Source organism: Prosthecobacter vanneervenii, from assembly GCF_014203095.1.
GTDB classification, from domain to species: Bacteria; Verrucomicrobiota; Verrucomicrobiia; order Verrucomicrobiales; family Verrucomicrobiaceae; genus Prosthecobacter; species Prosthecobacter vanneervenii.
Genome location: NZ_JACHIG010000001.1, coordinates 270,777 through 290,962, shown reverse-complemented (window position 1 = coordinate 290,962; position 20,186 = coordinate 270,777). Strand labels below are relative to the sequence as shown.

At 59.9% G+C, this 20,186-nt stretch carries 8 protein-coding genes; all 8 read right to left on the bottom strand.

Annotated features, from left to right (window positions below):
* Positions 1-10: 10 nt before the first annotated feature.
* From HNQ65_RS00995 to HNQ65_RS00960, 8 genes are read right to left on the bottom strand one after another with little or no spacing between them, the layout of a single operon-like run.
* On the bottom strand, positions 11-11,740 hold the full coding sequence (locus HNQ65_RS00995) for a filamentous haemagglutinin family protein (protein WP_184337486.1): 11,730 nt from the start codon (positions 11,738-11,740) through the stop codon (positions 11-13).
* A gap of 11 nt (positions 11,741-11,751) precedes the next feature.
* Entirely contained in the window at positions 11,752-12,666 is a 915-nt protein-coding gene (locus HNQ65_RS00990) for a peptidylprolyl isomerase (protein ID WP_184337484.1), read from the bottom strand.
* Positions 12,663-13,379, bottom strand: coding sequence for a phage major capsid protein (locus HNQ65_RS00985; protein ID WP_184337482.1), 717 nt, complete (start codon positions 13,377-13,379; stop codon positions 12,663-12,665). Before HNQ65_RS00985 ends, HNQ65_RS00990 begins: the two co-directional genes overlap by 4 nt.
* A 2-nt stretch (positions 13,380-13,381) precedes the next feature.
* A complete protein-coding gene (locus HNQ65_RS00980) occupies positions 13,382-15,373 on the bottom strand; it encodes a putative porin (RefSeq protein ID WP_184337480.1) in 1,992 nt (663 codons plus the stop codon).
* Positions 15,374-15,380: 7 nt separating this feature from the next.
* On the bottom strand, positions 15,381-16,091 hold the full coding sequence (locus HNQ65_RS00975) for a TonB C-terminal domain-containing protein (protein WP_184337478.1): 711 nt from the start codon (positions 16,089-16,091) through the stop codon (positions 15,381-15,383).
* Positions 16,092-16,115: 24 nt separating this feature from the next.
* Positions 16,116-16,520, bottom strand: coding sequence for an ExbD/TolR family protein (locus tag HNQ65_RS00970; protein WP_184337476.1), 405 nt, complete (start codon positions 16,518-16,520; stop codon positions 16,116-16,118).
* A gap of 6 nt (positions 16,521-16,526) precedes the next feature.
* Positions 16,527-18,389 (bottom strand): DUF2341 domain-containing protein, encoded by a 1,863-nt coding sequence (locus HNQ65_RS00965; protein ID WP_184337474.1) that lies wholly within the window; start codon positions 18,387-18,389, stop codon positions 16,527-16,529.
* 25 nt (positions 18,390-18,414) lie between these two features.
* Positions 18,415-20,073, bottom strand: a complete 1,659-nt coding sequence (locus tag HNQ65_RS00960) for a ShlB/FhaC/HecB family hemolysin secretion/activation protein (protein ID WP_184337472.1) — start codon at positions 20,071-20,073, stop codon at positions 18,415-18,417.
* Between the last annotated feature and the right edge of the window lie 113 nt (positions 20,074-20,186).

Sequence of the window (20,186 nt, the reverse complement as noted above, 5' to 3'; positions counted from 1 at the left end):
GTCTCAGAAACTACTCGCCGGGCTGGTTGCGCTTCTTTTCATCATCATCGCCACTGCCGCCGCCGTAGCCCAGCACCTCCACGGTAATGATGGAAGGAGTGTCCTCCTGCTGAGTGCCGGTTTGCTGCTGTTGTTGCTGCTGCTGAGCGGCCACATTGCTGGTGGCTGCGGTGCTGGATGCTGCGCTGGAAAGACCGCTGATGTTGGGCGCGGCCACACTTGGTGCACTTGGAGCTCCGGAGGTGCTGCCCGCCACCTGGATGTTGCTGGAGTTCAGCACTACCGTGGCGGCGATGTTCAGATTCCCCGTGGCGCGGATGCCGGCGTCTCCAGCATCCACCGCACCCACCGGCGCGATGAGGTCAATGTTGGCAGGCTTGATGTTGGCGATGGTAGCCAGCGCACCGATACCACCGCCTGTGGCCAGACCCGCGAGATCCGTGCTCACGCTGGCGCTCTGCGGATCGATAATCACGCGCGTAGGCGGTGCGGACTGCACCGTCTTAGCAGAGGAACCCGCTGCGATGTTGCCTGTGGAGGACCAGATGGTGATATCGCCACCCTTCAGCGTGAAGATACGAGAGATGCCTATATCCACACTCTTGTTGGCAAAAATGTTAATACCGCCACCCGCTTCTGTAATGATACCAGGAGGTGCCAGCTGAGTGCCGATGGCCGTGGGTGAGAGCTGCAGGCCGCCGCCCGGTGCCAGGAGAGAGATGTCTCCACCGCTCTTGGTGCGGATGTCGCGGGACTGCGTGTTAATCGTGCCCGTGTAGGTTGTGGCTGGGAAGAGAGCAGAGATGGCCTGGAAGCCCGCGTCGTAGGTTTTGTAGTTCGGGCTGTCAGGGTTGTTGTGGTCGCGGCCAGCATCCCGCAGCACGAGATAGAAGAGAGCCAGTGCATAGCGGCTCTTCTGGTCTGCCGTGAGAGTGGGGCTGTTCAGATTGATGGAAGGCACGCCCAGCGCCTCTGCTAGCTCCGTCAGGTAACGAGAACCAGCCGGGCTGGTGCCAAAGCTGTTGATGAAGTTGGTGAAGTTAAGGCTGCTGGCATTGCTGATGCCCACCGCCGCTCCACCCAGGCCCGCAGCTGCCACGATGTCAGCTCCCGCAAAAGGCAGGTAAGGATTGCGTCCATTGCCAATGCTGGTGATGCCCACTCCGGTGCCATCCGCATTATTGGAGCCCACCCCGAGGTCCAGATTCCGGCCTGAGAGCACTTCCAGCGCACCAGGACCGTTGATCTGGATGTCGCCTGCCTGAGGCTTCTCGCCCAGGCCGGTGATATTTCCTGCACTCAGCGCCAGCACACGGAGCGGCGTGCTCGCATTATAGGGGATGATGTCGCGGCCAGCCGCCACAATCGAAAGATCTGTGGCACGGTTGTTCTGAAGATAAAGGGAGACATCTGCGATGTCCTGCCCGCTGATGACCTGTGCTGACTTGGCGGAAAAGAAGGTGAATCCGTTGATGGATCCGGACTTGGCATAAATACGCGCCGGTTTGGTATCTGTGGCATGCAGCAGTCCTGGGGCGTGCAGCGCCTGCTTTGTCTGCAGCACTGCGGCGCTGCCACTGGTGGAGCCTGTTTCGTTAAAGTAGGCATCCAGCCGCTTCTGAAGGAAAAGCGACTGTGTGGTGTTGGCCAGAGTGGAACTGGGGGAGGTCAGAAGCGTCTGATAGGCGAATGGGGTGGTGATTCCGATCAGGGCGGAAGGATCGGCATCAGAAAGATTGATCCACCCGGCATTCCACACACTCGTCTCCACATTATTGAGCGTCACCACGCCAGTCTGGCTGAGACCGTTGACAGATCCGGCCACCAGCAAATCCAAAGTCCCTGTAGGAGAAGGGGAAAGATTCATCGTGCCTACCACATTCAGGCTGCCGGTGAAAGCCGTGACATTCAGCGTGCCGGGCATGACTGTGAAGGCCGTGTTAAAAGGGCTCACGTCGTCCTCGTCCAGTTTCAGCCAAGGCTGGTAATTGGAGCTTGTCAGGCCGCCATTGGCTCCTTTGGAACTGCTTAGCAGGAGCTGGGTCATGAACCAGGCCTCAAGCATTGGCAGCGCTGGCGGCACAGCCCCCACAGATGGCAATGTGACGCTCTGCCTCAGTGTCACATCCCCGGCCAGGGAGGAGACGCTCACGCCGCTGTCCACAGAGTAAGTGGAGAAGTAGGTCTTGTACCAATAGGAGTTGTTATAGCCCTGTGGCAGCAGGAAAGGATTGGCCACCGGACCGAGCAGCACATCTCCCACTGCCTTCACGCTGAATTTGCTCTTGCCAACAAAAAGCGTGGTGGGCAGCCAGGTGTCCGAGGCCAGCACGGACGGATTGCTGAAGGAAGAAAGAATGCCCAGCGAAGGAGAGCGGGTGCTGTTTGTCACGATGGAGGCCCCAGCATTCAGGGTGCCTGTGCCTCGTTCCACATAGTAGACACCGCCGTCGATGTTGCGCCCAGACTGCACCAGCAGGCTGCCGCCCCCCAGTTCGACCATATTGGCTGCATTTGGTGCGATAGGGTTTCCTGACGTGTCTGTTCCCTGCATGCGCGCATTTGTGGGGATGACGGCATTCACATTCGACACATCACGCCCGGCCACCAATGTGATGTTACCGCCCCCCAATGCGCCAAAGTTTTCGAAGAAGTTCGCAAAATCCACCCACCACGATGTCGAAGCCACATCCGGGTTGCTGCTTTGATCATACCTTGAGCGCGCAAACACGCCTGTGGTCGGATCCACAGCCCCGCGTCGGAAGAGCCAGTTTGTCGGCATGCTGCGCTTGGAGTCGGCGATGGTGTTGCCACTCGTATCCTTGGTCAGCTGGATGATGCTGCCTTGGGCATTCACATTCACATTCCCGCCTCCCATCGTAAACTGGGCTGGATAACGTGTGGTCTCAAGAACGGCCCCCAGACCACCGACAGGTGATCCGCTCATGTTTGGACGAGGTACATTGAAGGTGCCAGCCATCGTGCTGTTGGCTACCTGCGCACCTGCTGTGTAGATGCTGGCAAACTGGTTGAGGAACTGAACATCCCCGCCAGTGGCTATTTCAATGCTGCCTGTGCCGGTGCGGATGACCTGAAATCTACCCGTAGTGGTGGTGGGATTGACTACAGAGTTTGTGTTGATGGAACTTCCAGGATTGGTCGAGGCAGCAGCCCCTGCATTGCGTCCCAGCATGAGAGATCCCGTCGTGGCAGCGATGCCGGTGATTGTCTGCGGGACCACTTGGTGGAAGTCCACTGCGGTGAAATCCGACCCCGATGCCAGACGATAGGACCAGGACTGGAGATTGGTGGGCAGCGTGGCATTCAGCGCGCTCATGGTGGCATTGTAGGCACCGGTGGCGAAACCATCATTCAAGCTGTTGAAAAAGACCAGGTTTCCTGCAGCACGCATGGTCAGGATGCCCGGCACACTGCTGGGTCCAAAGCGTGCACCAGCCAGGTTCCAGTCTGCGCTAATGGTGGAAGTGGCGGTGCCCAGCGTCAGGTTGCCTGTAAGGTTCAGCACCTCGGCTCCTGGCAGGAGATAGAAAACAGACCTCAGAGCCGCCGCGTCCGGGTTGGAGGCAAAGAGCGCATTTGTGATCGTGGCCGTATTACCGGTGAAGGTGGTGGCGTTGGTGGTGATGGTGGAAAGCACCGTGGCATTCAGCGTGCCGCTGGCGGGCGTGAAGATCTTGTACCCTTCAGCCGTGATCAGGGAGGCTCCAGAGATCTGCGCATTGATGGCGTTCATCTGCAGGTTGTTTGCACTGGCATTCTGCGGCGCGCGCAGTTGCAGCGTGCCAGTGTAGAGGCCCCAGGCCGAACTGCCGGCAAAAGACACGCTGCCATTGCTGGAAAGCGTCACGGTTTTGGCCCCAATGACACTCGTTGGCGTATTGGCCGCCAGCGCGACTGTCTGTCCGTTGGTCAGCGTGATCACGCCAGCTTGTGTCGAAGTGATGGTGTCGTAGCCACCAAGATTGGCCGCCACGTTTGTGGCCACATTGGCCGTTACATTCAGCTTGCTCGAGGGGATGTTTCCTGCCACGGAAAGATCGATCTGCGTGCCGCTGCGCAGGTCCAGCACGGCGGATGTGTTGATGACACCATTGCGCTCAGACCCGGCCATCAGAGAAATGTTTCCGCCTTTGCCGGCGCTGTCAAAAGTGGCTGCCGCAGCTGTCAGCCTTCCTCCAAAGGTCAGCGTGGTGCTGGCTGGCACCGTGGAAGTCACCGCACGGTTCAGTGTGATCTGGGTGCCATTCACCGCTGTAACGTAGGTGCCGGAGGGCACGTTCACGCCGGTTACCGCCTGTCCCACACTCACACCTGTGGCACTGCCCAGCGTGATGACATTGCCGCTGGCGTCTGCAGTGGTGGCTTGTGTCTGGCCCGCACTGAGCACAATGCTGCCAGAAGCAGCCAGCAGGATACTGCCGCCCGTGGTGCCCGAGGCATCAATGGCGCCGCTGACGACGATGCTGCCTTGGTCAGCAGAGAGATTAAAAGTGTGAGAGTCTGCGTAGCCATCCACCGCCACGTCGCCGCCCAGCACGCGTATGCTGCGGGAGTTGTTGAGCCCAGCGCTGTTGAGCGTGTTGTTCAGCACGCCCAGGCTCGGCAGCGAGCCCGCTGTCAGCACAAAGGAACCAGACTGCCCTTGCGGCGCAGTGCCGCTGATGGTGCCACCCAGATTCAACGTGCCAGATGCAGTGGTGACAGTCAGAGTGCCCGCATCGCCCCCCAATGAATTGGCGGAGATGTTTAGCATGCTGCCTGCCAGCAGGTTCACATTCCCAGTGGCTGAGATCAGTGTAACCTTGCCCGCGTCAGTGTATTTCACCTGGTCAAAGAAGGTCTGCGCCGTTCCCCCGACATTGAGCGTGCCGGTCACGGTGGTGTCGCCGGTGGTGGACTTCACCGTGAGATTCCCGCTGGCCAGTTCGATATCCGCACCTGTTGCAACCGTGCCTCCCGTGAGGGTCAGGCTGGCCCCCAAGCCACCTGTGGCAAGCGTACCCGCTGCCGCGCTGCTGGTGAATGTGAGAGCTCCTGTGGCGGTGAGTGACTGGCTGGCAAATCCAGCCGCTGTGATCACCGGTGCAACAGCGCTGAAGTCTCCGCTAACAACCAGGCCGCCCGTCCCCTGGAAGATGATCCCGTTGCTCGCAGTGGCGCTGACGCCGTTGAATTGGTTCAACTGCAGCGTATTTGCGCCGATGGTCATTGTGTCCAGCGCATTCAGCACCAGGCTGCCAGTGGATGCGGCCACTGCACCGCTGGCAGCGGCGGAGGCAAAGTTGTCCAACTGGAGCTTCTGTGCCGTGAGAGTGACGGTGTTAACACCACTGCTGCTATTGTTAAAGCCGCGGATCTCACCAGCGCGCAATGCCAGAGAACTCATCTGCGCTGCCCCCAGCTGGCCGACGCCATAGATGTCGATCGTGGAATAGCTCAGCAGGGAAAGGGATTTCGCCTGCTGCAGGTTTTGCAGCACGGTGCCAGCAAGCACCAGTCCTGGATTCGGCTGAAGACTGCCTGGATTGTTGAGCTGCACACTGATCCGCCCGCTGTTGATGTTCAGCGACTGGCCAGTCACGAGCGCAGAGGGATTGAGATTCAAGACATTTGTGGAGTCCAGGATCACACTGGCCCCGGAGATTGAGGCACCTGCCGCGATGGTCAAAGCCGCAGCAGTGGCTGAGGTGACACCGGCACGCAGCACCTGCGCCCCAGTGTCTGCAGAAACGCGCAGCAGCACCCCTTCCCCGCTGCCTGAATTGGAGGCTGTACCGATGCGCAGCGTATCAGCGGAAGCGCGCATGCTGCCACTCTGGGAGATCGAGGCTCCCGCATTCACCGTGATGCTGCCATTTGCCACCAGAATCAGCTCCGGCATGCTAAGCGTTGAAGCGGATGAGTTCCCCACCGTGATGCTGCCAGTACGCACACTCACCTGCGTGCCTGCCGTGGTGGTGGTGCGCTGCCCGCCAATAAGCAAGCTCTCTGCACCAAAGCTGCTGAGCTGCGCAGCGTCCAACACGAGCACACCGGGCGTAGCACTTGTTCCAGCGGTGGCGATGAGGATGTCCGACGGACTGCTGATATCAATCTCAGCGCCACGACCAGTCGTGCCTCCTGCAGCCAGCAACTGCCCGCTGAAGGACAGGGTTTGCAAAGACTCCAGCACAAAGCTGCCCGCATCCTGCGGCAACAGCGGCACACTCAAATTGAGCGTCTGCGCACGGGACTGAAGATACGTGCTGGCGTTGTACCCAGTGTATTGGGCACGCGTGCTCACCACAGAGGCCGGAGCCACCTCAAAGCTGGAATAAAGCATGGAGGGCTGCACGCCGGCATTCAGCCCGTTGAACTGATAGCCGGAGACAAGGGAAGCGCCATCAGGCTGAAGCGCAGAGCCCAGTGGCTCTCCGGACTTGGGTGTAACCAGATAGGCCCCTGCAAGCAGTGCGAAACGCGCTGGCAGCAGGGTGTAAACACCCGCAGCCAGTCCGCTGCCACCCGCCAGATACACGCGGTCTCCCACACTCAGGGTGCCGTTTGTGTAACCAGACTCTCCGGAAGCAAGATTCAGCGAAGAAGAGGTGTTGTTAAACGAAGCAAAAGGAGCATATCCAAAAGCATAGCCCGGCAGCACTGCAAAGCTTCCCTGGCTGGCCAGAATGTCCACGGTGCCTCCGGTACCGCTCACCCAACGATAGGCATACAGATCTCCTCCCCCGCGCAAGTCCACCAGCGCACCATTCTGCACAGCAATGTTGAGAGCCGCTGTGTTCACCAGCTTCACTGGCAGCCCGCCGCCAGAGATGTCCACTCCTTTGGGATCAATCCAGGTAGTGCCATCCGAACTGTAGCCGTACGGAATCACCACCCCCTGGCCGGTGATGGGATCAATCTGTGACACTGAAGTACGGCTGCCGGAAAGAAGGTTCAGATTTTTTGTGATAGGAATGCTTCGACCAACAACCGCCCCTGCACCGGACAGCAGATCCTGCGGCGTGGTGCCTGTGCCGTCCCATCCCAGATTGATGGTTCCTGCCGGCGCGACAATAGTTCCGCCCTGATTGATGATGCTGGCGTAAACGCTCAGCGTGCTGCCTGCCGAGATAGGCAGGTTTCTCAATCCCGAGGACACAAAGGTCACTGTGCCATTTTGCAGCCCGCCGCCAGTGGTGTAATCATACGCCGCGATCATAAAATTGACCGCCGTGGGCGCATAGACCTGACCGGCGGTCAATGTGATATTACCCGCCACATTGAGAGTGCCATTTCCACGGATATCCCCGTTTGCGGCAGTGAGGTTGAGCGCCCCTGTGTTCTTGAGGACCAGATTTCCCACATCGATCATGCTGGCGGAGACATTCAAGCTGCCAGTGCCATAGGTAGGTGCCACATAATAGGGGCTTCCGGCCACAAGGTATGGCTGGATCTCCGGCTGCTGGGATTGTATCGGCGCACGAAATGCCATGCCCAGATCCACATAGGGCGCACTCAGGCTTACTGTGCTGTCTGTGGTGATCACACCACCACTGCCAATGCTCAGGCTGGCCGGTGCATTCAAGCTAATCGGGCCGGAGAACTGGACATTGCCGGAGATTGTCAGCGCATCAAAGCCGCCGTTTTGAAAAGTATCTGCCTGAAAATACCCCATCTGCTCCACCAAGGCACCGCCTGCGGTCCTGACAGCTTTGCCTGTGGCATTGCCTCCAGCAGTGTACAGCGGCGTGGGGATGGAGGCCGTGTTCTGCGTCACTACGATGGTGAGATCGTCGGGTTTGGGCACGACGTTGTTGTAAAAACGACCCGACGAAACGAGCAGCGTGCCACCTTCCGCAGTGGCACCTCCTCTGTGGGCACTCAGCGCGGCGTCCAGAAAGAGCATTTCAGAACCTTTGAAGGAAATGGTGCCGCCGCTGCTGTCGATCCGGGTGGCCACCGAGATCAAACCGCTGGCCGTGCCATTGGTCAGGGAATTGCTGGCGGACTGGCCAGCCTCCAGAGGTGTGAGGTCCAGCACACCGCTGGCACCGGAGGCGTCCAGCACTGCACCGGCTTCGGCGGCTATGTTTCCACTGATGGTGATGGTACCACCGCCGAGCACATGGCCTTTGCGCAAACCGTACGCACTTGGCGTCAACAGCAAGGTTCCTGCTGTCGAGAGACTGCTGCCAGAAGCCAGATCTACCGTGATCAAGCCTATCGTATTCGGATTGATGTCGGGATACTTGCTCTCGCCGGTCACCGTGATGGTACCGCCAGGTGCTGACACGCTGCCAAAGATCGCCACCGTGCCACCATTGAAAGTCACACTTCCCAGAGGATCTGTCTGGATGACAGCCCCGCTCTCCATGATGATCTCACCGCGGATCTCCAGCTTCCCGAGCAGTCCGTCAACAACGCCCGGAGCCTCAAAGTCCAGTTTGACCGGCTGGCGGACGCCCATGGCCAGAGTCTGCGGTGTTAAAGTCACGGAGCCCCCAGTCAGTAGTGCGACATAATTCTGCACCACAGGTGCAATCACAGTCCCTGAAGTGATGCGCACGGCGGTCGTAAATACATCAGTCGTGCCCGTGAGCTCGCCGAGGCCCGTGAGCTTGAAGGTATTGAATCCGCTTTGACTGAGAAATGAAGGATCAAGCACAATGGCACTTGGATCAGCTGTAGCGCCGCCTACCTGGATAACAGGTGCCTGGAGATTCAGCGTTCCACCCGTGCTGCCGGAGAAACCACGCATCATGGCCCCAAGCGTCAGACCACCTCCCACGACACCAGCATAGGTCGCGTCTTGTCCGGATTTGACCGTCAAAGTGCCGCCGCTGCCGTAGCTCACCACCGCTGCATTGCTCACCAAAACACCACCCGAAACATCAAGCAAGCCACCTGCCGCCAGACTCACCGTCATGCCATCCAGTTTGATGCTGCCCCCTTGAGTGGCCACCACCGCATTCAAACCATCCTCACTGCGCTGATCGACAATCTGACCGTTCACCGCCAGCACAGCAGTGCTCCCCAGTGTGATGTGGCCACGGGTGGGATCCATTGCGGGCAAGCCAAGATTTGAGTCCAGCACCAGGTCTGGAGCAATATCATAGGCTGTCAGCGTAATGGTGCCGCTCGCGGCGAAAATAGAGCCTTCAATGTCAAGATTGGCCGCCTTCAGAATCACGGAACCAAATGCTCCTGCATCAAGAGCAGAACCGGCAGGCAGGACGATGTTGCCATTCGGATTGGAAATCGTCAGCCTTCCAAACCCGAAGGTGCTGGCAAGCTCCGGAGAGAGATTCACCTCCGTAGCACGGCTGGTGCTCAGCGTGGCCAGCGGCATGTCTGCAGCGTCCACTGCAAAGGGGGCCACAGCAGACTGCGTCCCTCCCGGTCGCAAATAGACAGTAACACCGGAAGGATAAACAACCGTGTAGGGCGTAGTGCCTTGCTGAGACTGCATGGTCACATTCAGGCTTGATGCCGTGGCCGGGCTGCTGCGCTGTATGGGTCCGGAAACCGTGTAGCCATACATCCCGCCGTCCAGTGCCATGGCTGGTGCCGAGATGCTCAGGCTGCCACCATTGCCCCCCTGGAGGTAGCCAGGCTGGAAGGTGTTGTTCAGACCGAAAAGGGAGGTCGTGGTGCTGCTGGCGCCAAAGGCTGACTGTGTGGTGGTCGTCTGGCCGGTATAGATGCCGCTGTAAACCAGATCTGGCGTCGCGGTGGCAATGTTGATGATCTGCCCGTTGTAAACGAGTTGTGTCGTCTGCACCTGAGCCCCCTGGTAATTAATCCAGCCGCCGGAAACATCCAGCTTTGCCGAAGGCTGCACCACTACTGAACCACCTGCGTTCAGGGAGATGGAGCCACCCGCTGTGGTGAGCTCACCCACTGTGCGCTGAATGACGCCCACATACCCTGCCAGATCGGCAAGCGGAGTCCCATACCACACCCTGCCATTATATGTGCCCGTGTTCCTCAGGTCCACCGTCACGGTCTGGTTGTTAAGCACGCCTGTGCGTTGCAGCGGAGAGTTCGCAAGCTCGTTGCTTCGCAGTTGCACCGTAAGAATGTATTTGCTCACGGAGGAGTACACATCTGTGGAGCCGGCCACATTCAGCATGGCTCCGGAGTCCACATAGATCTGCCCCCCGGAAGCAGTGAAAGTAGACGTTCCGGGCTGAACATTATCCACAGTGGCCAGATAATCCCAGATGCCTGCGCTCACGCCGACCTTGGCATTGGGAGCCAGCAGAGTGGATCCACCGCCGAAATAGACAGATTTGCCGGTCACATTCACCTGCGAAACCAGCGCCAGTTGAGTGCCCACCACGGTTTCTGTGGAGGCCCATTCTGGCAGAATCCGGGTCACTGCACCAGTCCCCACGCTCACGGTGCCGCTGGAACGGTAAAGAAATGCCGGGGAATCTGCATACTGAAGGATGTTATACTGGGCGTTGCTTAGTGCATCATAAGACGCATTGAGGTCGATGCGCCCGTTGAGCGCCACAGAGGTGGTGCTGGTGATGACGCCATTCTGGTTCACTTCTTTGCCCGTCATCGTCACATTGCCACGAGGTGCATTGATGATCCCTGTATTTGTGACTGTGCCGCCATAGCTGCCCACACTGCCCACATACACATCAAGACCACGCAGGCTGGGATCGCTGCTGCTGTGCGCGGTGAAGCCCACCTGCAGACCACCCGCGATGATTGTCTGGCCATCCGGTGTGGAGATGCTGCCGTTGTTGGTGACATTCGGAGCAATGAGCGCAATGCGTCCACCTGAGCCTGAAACCGAAGGGCTGGTGAGCTGCGCGCCCGCCTGAACGGTGATGTCACCATTGTTGCCGCTGGGGGTGAGCACCGGCGGCGGCGTGGTGGCCGGCGTACCATTCGCACCTGCCGCCTGCGGCAGAGCCGAGAAGAGGAACTGCACATCCGTCTGATTCAGCAGGCCGCTGCTGACGAGGTTGTCATTGATCGGCAGCGTGGAGGCCACAAGCGTGTTCACATTCACCTGGCTGGAGCCGCCAAAGATGATGCCGTTTTGATTGATCACATACACCTGCCCCTGCGCGGTGATGGAACCCAGTATCTGTGAGGGATTACCCGTCGGGTCAGTGACCTTGTTGAATGCGATCCACTGCCCCACGCTGCTGCCGCCTGCGCTTTGGTCAAAGTTCAGCGTGGTGTGTTTACCTACATTGAAGCTGGACCAGTTGATGAAGGCCTGCTGCTGACTTTGCACGATGTTCACCGTGGTATTTCCACCGCTGGTGGTCTGCGTGGGAGAGCTGGCACCGGCAGGCGTGCCGCTGAGCACCAGGCCACCTGCTGCCAGACCATCGGGAACGTCAGGCAGTGTGCCTGGTGCGTTCGGATTGGGCCCGAGATTGTTCGTCGGCACCGTCAGCGCCAGTGCGTGTGCGGCATTTTGCATGGCCTGCACCGCCTGGATGGCAGTGTCTGTACGCGTGATGGCGTCTGCAGCATCCTGACGTGCAGCGGCGGTGCTGTCAGCGCTGCTGCCGGAGCCAGCGCCGCTGCTGCTCGTCTGAGAGGCGGAGGTTCCTGCAGCGGCACTGATGCCATGACGAAGGATATCAACGGCGAAAGCCACCGGGATCGGCCCCGGCAGCAGAGTGAAAGCAGCGATCAAGGCGGTGGCGCGGTGCAGAAGGGAAAACTCCCCCGGCGCACGACGGCGGCGTGATGAGGACAAGGACATGAAAAATCAGATCAGGGTTTGGTGGCTGCCCCTGATGGAGCAGCCGCAGGCAGCAGCTTAGACAGCGCGAGCTCGTTGATAACGAGGGGGTCTTTTTGCAACAATTCCGTCAGATAAGTCTGCGTGAGCACCCGGCTGCGCTCCGCACGCAGCTGGCGTGTGAGCTCCGCCTTGATCTGCTCCAGCGGTGGAGTGAAGGGCTGGCGCGCATCCAGCACCTTGATGAAATGCCAGCCATCGTCCAGGCGCAGCGCCTCGGAGGCCACATTGAATTTCAGCTCGGGCAGCTTGGCAAAGATCTCAGGTTGGATCTGCTTCTCAGTCAGCCAGCCGATCTCTCCTCCACGGGCCGCGCTCTCGCGCTCCTCGCTGTGGTCACGGGCGATCTCGGCAAAATCCGCACCTGGAGCGCGAACCAGAGCACGCACCTTGTCCAGCCTCTCGCGGGCCTTGGCAGCACTGGCCTTGTCCTGTCCCCGTGGATCGGCGATGTAAATCTGAGCTATGCGAAACGACTGCGGCACCATGAGCGCTGTGCGGCGTGCCTCATATTCACTGCGCAGCTCCGCCTCCGTAGGATAGCTCTCGGGTGGACGCGCCACATGCTTCAGGTAGGAATCTGCAATAGCCGCATCCGCCGCATGACGTGCGCGCTCGGCCACCTCGGGCTGCTCGTTCCATTTTTTGGCCAGAGCCTCTTGCAGCACGGCACGCTGGATGATGAGGGAGCGCACCAGCTTGTTGAGCCCTGCGGCATCTCCGCTCAACGCGGCGATCTCCTGCTCAGTAAGGCCTGCGAGCGCAGGCCGGATCTGATCTACGCTCACCTCCACCCCACCGGCACGTCCCAGCACCTCCGTCTCCTGCGCGGAAAGAGAGACGCACAGGAGCAGCAGCAGGGCCGGGATTGAAACAGACTTGGTCATGGTTTGGCTTTGGCCTTCCCTGCCAGAGCGGCCGCCGCTGCCGCCGCTGCCGCCGGGGCAGGCTTGGCATCCTCGGGCTTGATCTTGTTGTCAGTGAGCTTGTCCTGATACTCCTGCACCAGATTTTCCATCTTCACGCGCGTAAGGCGGGTGAAGGGCTCGCGTGCAGTCAGTGCGTCCCCGAGGCTGAAGCTTTCGTACCGGTTCAGCACTTCAGTACCGGCTTTGTAGAGCTCCTCGTTTTTGCGGCGGTAGTCTGCCACTCGACGATCCTGCAAAACCAGCTTGTCGGCCAGTTTGGCACGCTCAGCCTCTTTGGCGCGTGCGGTGTCTTCCATCTTCTGGTAGCCTGCTTTCCACTTGGCCAGGGATTCATTGAGGCGCAGCATCTCGGCGGACTGCTCCTCGTTTTTCTCCTTTAGATCGGTGATGGTCTTTTCTGCAGTGGTGCGCTCAGTGGCGTTCAGCTTGGTCAGCGCCTCCAGCTTTTTCGTCAGCTCGGCGTTTTTCTCCTCCAGCGTGGTCTTCTCTGCCTGGAGTGCGGCGCGGTCTGCTTCAGTCTTCTGCTGCTGAAGCATCACCGTGCGCAATTGCTCACGCATGCGCTTGAGCACAGCCATGGCAGGGTCCGCTTCCTCAGCAGCGTGGGTGGTGACGGCGCAGGCGGCAAACAGCGCACAGGTCAGGATGGTCTTGGGGGTGGGAATGTTCATGATTAGAAGCGGACGGAGAGGTCAAACATGAAGACGTCTGCCTTGAAGGTGGGGCCGGTGATCTGATTGGCGCTCATCCAGCTGATGCCAAGGCGTGCGGATTTGGAGATGGCCATGGCAGCTGCGAGGGTGTAACCCTGCATGTTGGTGCCACCGCCACCGAAGTTGGAATCATTGAAGGCGTCGATCACGGAGTCCGAGCCGATGTAGCGGTAGCTCAGCATGGTGAACCAGTCGCCGCGCTCCTGAAGTGCGGGGCGTCCGGCACGCATGCCGAGGAACCACGCGGTGCCGCTGCCATTGAAGCTGCCCGTGCCACCGTCGCGGTTGTTCACCGCCAGAGCATTGATGGTGGATTTGCTGAACGCCAGGTTGTCCACATACTCGCCGAGCAGAGAGACTTGCAGCGTTTGATAGTAGTTGAAGTCCACACGACCGGTGAAGGCCAGATTCTGGAAGGAGGAAGCCAGGCCGTAATACTGATACTGGTCGATGGTGCCATTGTTGTTCGAAGCATCTTTTGTGATATTACGCAGCGCCATGTACGTGTTCCCCTTCTGGGCAAAGGATGGGCGACGGTTGTCCGTGCTGCCCACGACGTTTGCATTTGGCGTGAGCATCGGTGTGGAGAGCTTTCCAGACACATTCTGGAAGTAGTAATAGGCCGCCCCCAGCTTGGCCTCGATGTGCTTCGTGGGTTTAAACTCAGCACCCACCTGCGCTGCATACAGATACTTGTCCGTGCTGCTTTGCTTGCTGGCGGAGTTGTTGGGGAAGTTCAGGTCCGTGTTGAAGATCGGGAAGGCTCCTCCGGTGGCATAGAAGGTGGTGCCCCCCTCTGCGGGCTGGTAGCGTGCCTTTACGGCGATGCCGTCAAAGCCCACGTCTTCATCCCACATCAGCTCGCTGCTGGTGGCGAAAGGATTGTCAAAGCGACCAAAGAAGAAGGACATGTTGTTATTCGGGTCCGCACTGGTCTGATATTTGATGAACCCGCGGTCCAGCCAGACGGAATCGAGGCTGAAATTGCCGCCTGTGCCGACATTCGAGCCAAGTCCACCCACGGCACCGACCGCCTGATTGGTGGAGACGGGCGTGTTGGTCTGGCCAGTGGCAACACGGAAACCTGCGGAGAATCCGTCTTCCAGCTGAATGTCAAAACCAAGGCGCGCACGCATCAGGTAGCGGTTGCGGTTCTGGTCCACGTTCAGATATGGTGGTGGAACGGGATTGTTGGTACCGATGTTGTATGGCAATCCTGCATTGATCCCGGCAAAGTTCGGGAACACGCCGGTGACATCATTGCCAGTAGGAAAGTAGTAGCCCTGGTATTGGGTGCGGATGTCGCCAAAGAGTTTGAAGCGCTTGGTCCACTCCGGGATCTCATTGGGCGCAGCCCAGTTGTCCCTCTTGGCCTGGGCCAGCACCTCATCACGCAGCTGGTCGCGGATCTGGTCCTTCACCGTCTCGGGCACGTAGGTCACACGGTATTCATCCTCAGCCACAGGTGGTGCGGCGGCGGCCTGCTGTTGCACGGCGGCCTGCACCTCTCCCAGCGTCTGCGCCTGGCTGCGGGCTATCTGGGCATCTTGCTCAGCCAGGCGGATAAGGTCCGCCGCATCCTGCTGCGTCAGCGCGCCACGCTGCACGAGGCGGTTGATCAGATTGATGGTGACGTTTTCAGAAAGGGAGGCCGGCGGGCGCGGGCTGGCTGTGCCAGCGGCTGGCAGCAGATCCGTGGCAGCAGGGGCGGATGGAGCGGCAGGTGCTGGCGCAGGGGCCGGACCAGCCGCAGCGGCGGCGGCGTTTTTCACCCCAGGTGTGGCCGTCGTGGCCTCTGCCAAAAGCGGCAGGGGCAGAGCAGGCTCACGGCTGGCGGCAGGCTCGGCGCGCAGCAGACCGCAGGTGCCGAGAGACATGGCAGCGAGGATGTGCCGGAGCTTCCGGCGGGATGGTGCAGGGGCACGCAGCATAAAGTAGGAGAGAGGGAACAAGCAGGGATCAGGGTTTGCGCGCGGTGATGCGCAGGTTGATGGGCATGGGCATGTCTGCGGGAGGCGGCTCGTTGAGCACGAGACCGATGAGGACCTGGTTTTTGATGGCGTCATCGACAGCGGGGTCTCCCGTGCTGCTGCCGAGCGTGACTTTGCTGATGCGGCCGGACGCATCCGGCCAGATGCGCACGACGATGGCCGCGCTGGCTTTGCGCGTGACTTTGTTGCTGCGCAGCGCCTCGGAGATGCGGTTCTGCACTTGGCCGGCGTACCAGCCCCACTTGGAGCCTCCTTTGCGTCCGCTGCCGCCGATCATGCCACCGCCACCACCGCCGCCACCCATGCCGAGGCCGCTGCCGTCTCCACCACCAATGGCGGTACCGAGGGGCTCATCGGCGGGCTTGTCCGCAGGCTTGTCGTCGGGCTTCTGCTCGTCAGGCTTCACTTCCTCCTGTGCCACCATCTCCTCCACCTTTTCTTCAGGCGGGGGCTCTTCCTTCTTCTCCGGCGGAGGTGGGGGCGGTGGCGGTGGCGGGGGGGGAGGCGGGAGAGAAATGGAGATCATCTCCAGCTTCTTCTTTGGTGCAGCTTTTGATGGCGTGCGATTGGCCAGAAAGTACCCGCCTCCAGCCAGCACCAGCCCGCCGATGATGATCAGCATGAGGTGGCGTTTGAAAAAGCCCGGTTCGTCTTCGTCGTCAATCTGAGGAGATGGCATGATGTGGTGGTTCCTCTTAGTGGCTTATTTTTTCGCAGCCTGTGTGGCCAGGCCGATGTTGGTAAACCCGGCACGGCCCACGGCGGTGAGCACGTCCATGATGGTCTGGTACTGCGTGCCGCTGTCTCCGCGCACCACGATGGGGGAGTCCGGTGTGGCCGTCTTGATGGCCTCCAGCTTGCTGGCCAGCTCGTCCAGAGTCACAGCGGTGGCGTTGAGCTTGATGTTCCCCTGGTTGTCCACGGTCACAGCCTGCATCTTCGGCCCTTCGATGGGCTTGGAGGTGGACGGACCGCCACGTGGCAGGTTCACCTTCACGCCCTGCACCCCTGCGGTGGTCATGATGATGAAGATCAGCAGCAGCACCAGGTAGAGGTCCACCATGGGCGTGACGTTGATGTCGTCGTAAGATTTGCTGTCGGCCTGCATATGAGGTTACTCCTTGTAGTGTTCGGCCATCTTGGTGACGAACTCGTCGATGAAGGTCTCCATGTTGGAGACCACGTCCTTGATGCGTGAGCTCAGGTAGCTGTAGATGAACAGCGCCGGGATGGCGACAGCCAGGCCAGCCACCGTGGCGAGGAGCGCACCGGCGATACCAGGAGCGATGGAGTTCACCTCCACTTCACCGCTTTTCGCGATCACGGCGAAGGTGATCATCACACCGATCACGGTGCCGAGCAGACCGAGGTAAGGACCACCGGCGATGCCGATGGTGAGGAAGACGAGCTTGCCATTGAGCTTCTGCACCTCGCGCACCATGCCGCCGTGCAGCGTGGCCTTGATGGCCTGGATGGAGCGCCCGGAGAGGCCCATGATCTTGGCCTCCTTCTTCTCGTTCGGGTTGAACGTCACCTTGCGGAAGGATTTCATGCGGTTGCTGATCTCCTGCGCACCCAGGTGGTAGAGCTGGTAGAGCGGAGACTGGTACATGAGCTTCTGCACCTTGCCGCTGACACTGCCGCCCAGGTTCTTCACGCTCTCGGCGTCTTCGGTGTCGATGGCAGTCAGGTCATTGGAGATCTTTTCCCAGCGTTTCATGAATTCGGCGGAGGCCTTCTCAATCGTGTTGAGGTACATCACCTTCCCTACTGCAATGCCCCAGCCCACCACGGCCAGCAGGGTGCAGAGGAAGATCACCACCCAGCCGTCAAAGGTCAGGTCTTTGGAGATATCTGTGATGAGGGTGAGATGCTTCATGATCTCGCCCTCTTCTTCATGATCGGAGGCTTCATCAGCGCCCACGGCCACGAGCTTGGCTGCGTCCGAGGTGCTGCCCTGGTTCACCGCAGCAAAGCGGATGAATCCAGCCGGGCGTGCGGTCTTGGCGATCTGCAGCTCGTCGATTTCTCCCGTGAAGCCCACGAGATCCGTGGTGGTGCTGTCCTTGTCGATCTCCACCGGAGTCTTGATGGAGGGAATGGCCGCGCTGACAGCACCGTAGGATTTGCCATCGAGATACACAGTGATGGTGCCTGCATCTGCCACAGCGGCGATGTGGTGCCAGCCACCGGCGGCGATGGGTGCGCCGTCGCTGCTGCGCTGCTTGTTCACTTCCACAAAGGGGATGCCGTTGTTCAGACCGAGGATGAAGCTATTCGCGCCATCGCGGCGGCTGAAGATGACCGCATTGGGCTGCAGCGCGCTGGGCTTGACCCAGGCGGAGACGGTGAGCGGAGCACCGGGGGCAAACTCAGGCAGCGGAGGTGCGGGCACCTTGATGGGGGCCTGGCCAAACACACGTAGCCCCGCGCCGATGAGGGAGCCCGCCGCCGGAGCAGGTGCGCCTTCGGCATTGGCACCGGTGGGAGAGGAATCCTTGCCGGAATCTGTGAAGTGATAGACCAGCGTGGTGCTGGCCTCATAGGTTTCCTTGGCAGCTTCAGGTGCGGGAGCTTCACCATTGCCGTAGTAGAGCCAGATGGTGCTGGCAGCGGCGGGCTTGAGGTCCGGCACCTGCACCCAGACGTAGGCTTCATTCAGAAGGGAGTCCCACTTTTCCACATGGTGCTTGAGCACGGTCTTATGATCGTCTGCCACAAAGCGCAGATCGCTGCCATCCTCCTTGGAAGACATGAAGGAGAACACGCCTTCGTGCAGGCGCACCAGCACGGCGCTGGTGCCGATGGGCTCGGCGATGGCCACGCCCTTGCCGGAGGTGTCGATGGTGATTTCCTTGCGAATGGTCCACTTCGCGTCCCACCAGTTTTTTTCGGCGGCATGCGCAGTGCGCACGGGGGCGAGGATCGAAGCCGTGAAGAGCAGCAGGGCTGGGAGCAGATGGAGGTGCTTGGTCATTGGAGGGGGTAAGAGGGGGAAAAAATTAAAAGTCGATCCAAACGCGGAAGCGCATGTAGAGGTCGTTGGAGATGGCGTGCGGCTGGCTGATGAGAGGCACCGCCAGATCCACCGATCCGTGCACGTGCTTGCGCAGGCGCATGCGGCTGCCCACGCCCGTGCTGGCCAGGTCAAAGTAGTTCATCTGTGCAGGCAGCGGATTGTTCACCATCACGCGGCCGGCTTCGTAAAAGGCGTAGAAGCGCCACTCATCGGGGCTTTCCTTGTCACCGGAGCCGATGAGTGTGGGGCTGCGCAGCTCAAAGCTGCCGATCACACCGCTGTCTCCCAGCTGCGTGGCTTCCAGATAACCGCGCACTGTGCTGAGGCCGCCAATGGCCATCTGCTCCGTATTCACCAGAGAAGAGCCAGTGACCTGCCCCTGCACCTTGGCGAAAGCCTGGAAGCCTCCCGGCAGATCATGCGTGTGGCTCGCATCTCCACGCATGTAGAAGAAGCCATCGTCCGCCTGATAGCGGCGGTTGGCAAACTCTGTCCTAGAGCCCATGCCACGCAGGTGGAAAACAGCACTGAGATTGAAGTCCGTGAAGCTATGCTCCCGCAGTTTCCCACCACTGTAGGCCAGTGTGAAGGGGAAGTACGTGACCGGAGCCGAACTAGTGACGCCCGCCGTCGTCACATCTTGAGCAAAGCGTTTGAAGTCCATGCCGGCGCTCAGGGAATGGAAGTAGCCTTTTTCCGTCGGCAGTTGCTTCATGAAGCGGAAGCCCAGCACCTCGCCACGCCCAGCCACAGCACCGCCGCCCAGCGTGGAGACGTTGCTGTCCTGCTTGGTGCCGTTGATCATGAGACTGGTCCCTTCCCAAGGCATCGGCATCATGTAATAGGCCGAATAAATGAGCGCATCTTTCACACGCTCTGGCGCGATCTGGAAGCTCAGTCCCAGGGTGTGCCCAAGCTGCCAGAGGTTGCCGTAGCTGAAGGAGCCGTTGAGGCGGTAGGGCGTGGTGTTGGCGTTGTGCCGGTTGTTAAACTCAATGCTTCCGTGAGTCGGAGACTTGTCCTCCACCACCAGGTCGATGTCCACCGTGCCAGGTGTGACACCTGCACGCAGTTCCGGGGTGATCTTGCGGTCGCGCATCTGATTGAGCGCGATGATGTCCTTCTTCACATCATTGAAGTTCGGCACCACCCCCTCCTGCATGGACGGCGCATTCTTTTTGATCTGGCTGGGCAGGAACCACTTGGCCCCCTTCACACGCAGACGGCCCACCGGAGCCTCCACCACCTGCATGATGATCACTCCGCTGCGCGGGTCCTGCTGTGGAACTTCGACCAAGACGGTCTGGTAGCCGAGCTCCTTATAGGCCTTCTCCAGTGCCAGGCGCGCCTGCTCGACATCCTGCTCTCCACGACGCGGTCCCAGGTAGGGATACACTGCTTTTTCGATGGTTCGCTGCGGCAGCTTCTTGGAGCCGCGCACGCGGAATTCACGAATAAAAATCGGGCCCAGCACCGCCTCCTCAGCAGCAGGAGGCTCCGATGCCCCCGCAGCTGCGGGTGCTGCCGCTGGTGCTGCGGCATCGGCTCTCAGAATGCCCGCCATGAGCCCGGCGAGATAAAACATCCGCCGCAGACCAGGCGTGAAACCAATGGAGTGAATGATGGGAAACTCAGAAGGCATGAAAGCGCGAAAGTCGCGGCCTCCCTATTTCTCTTCCAGCCCCCCATCTCAAGGCATGCAGAGTTACGATTACGTCACTCTAACTCAGTCTATCTTCAAAATATGGATTCAGA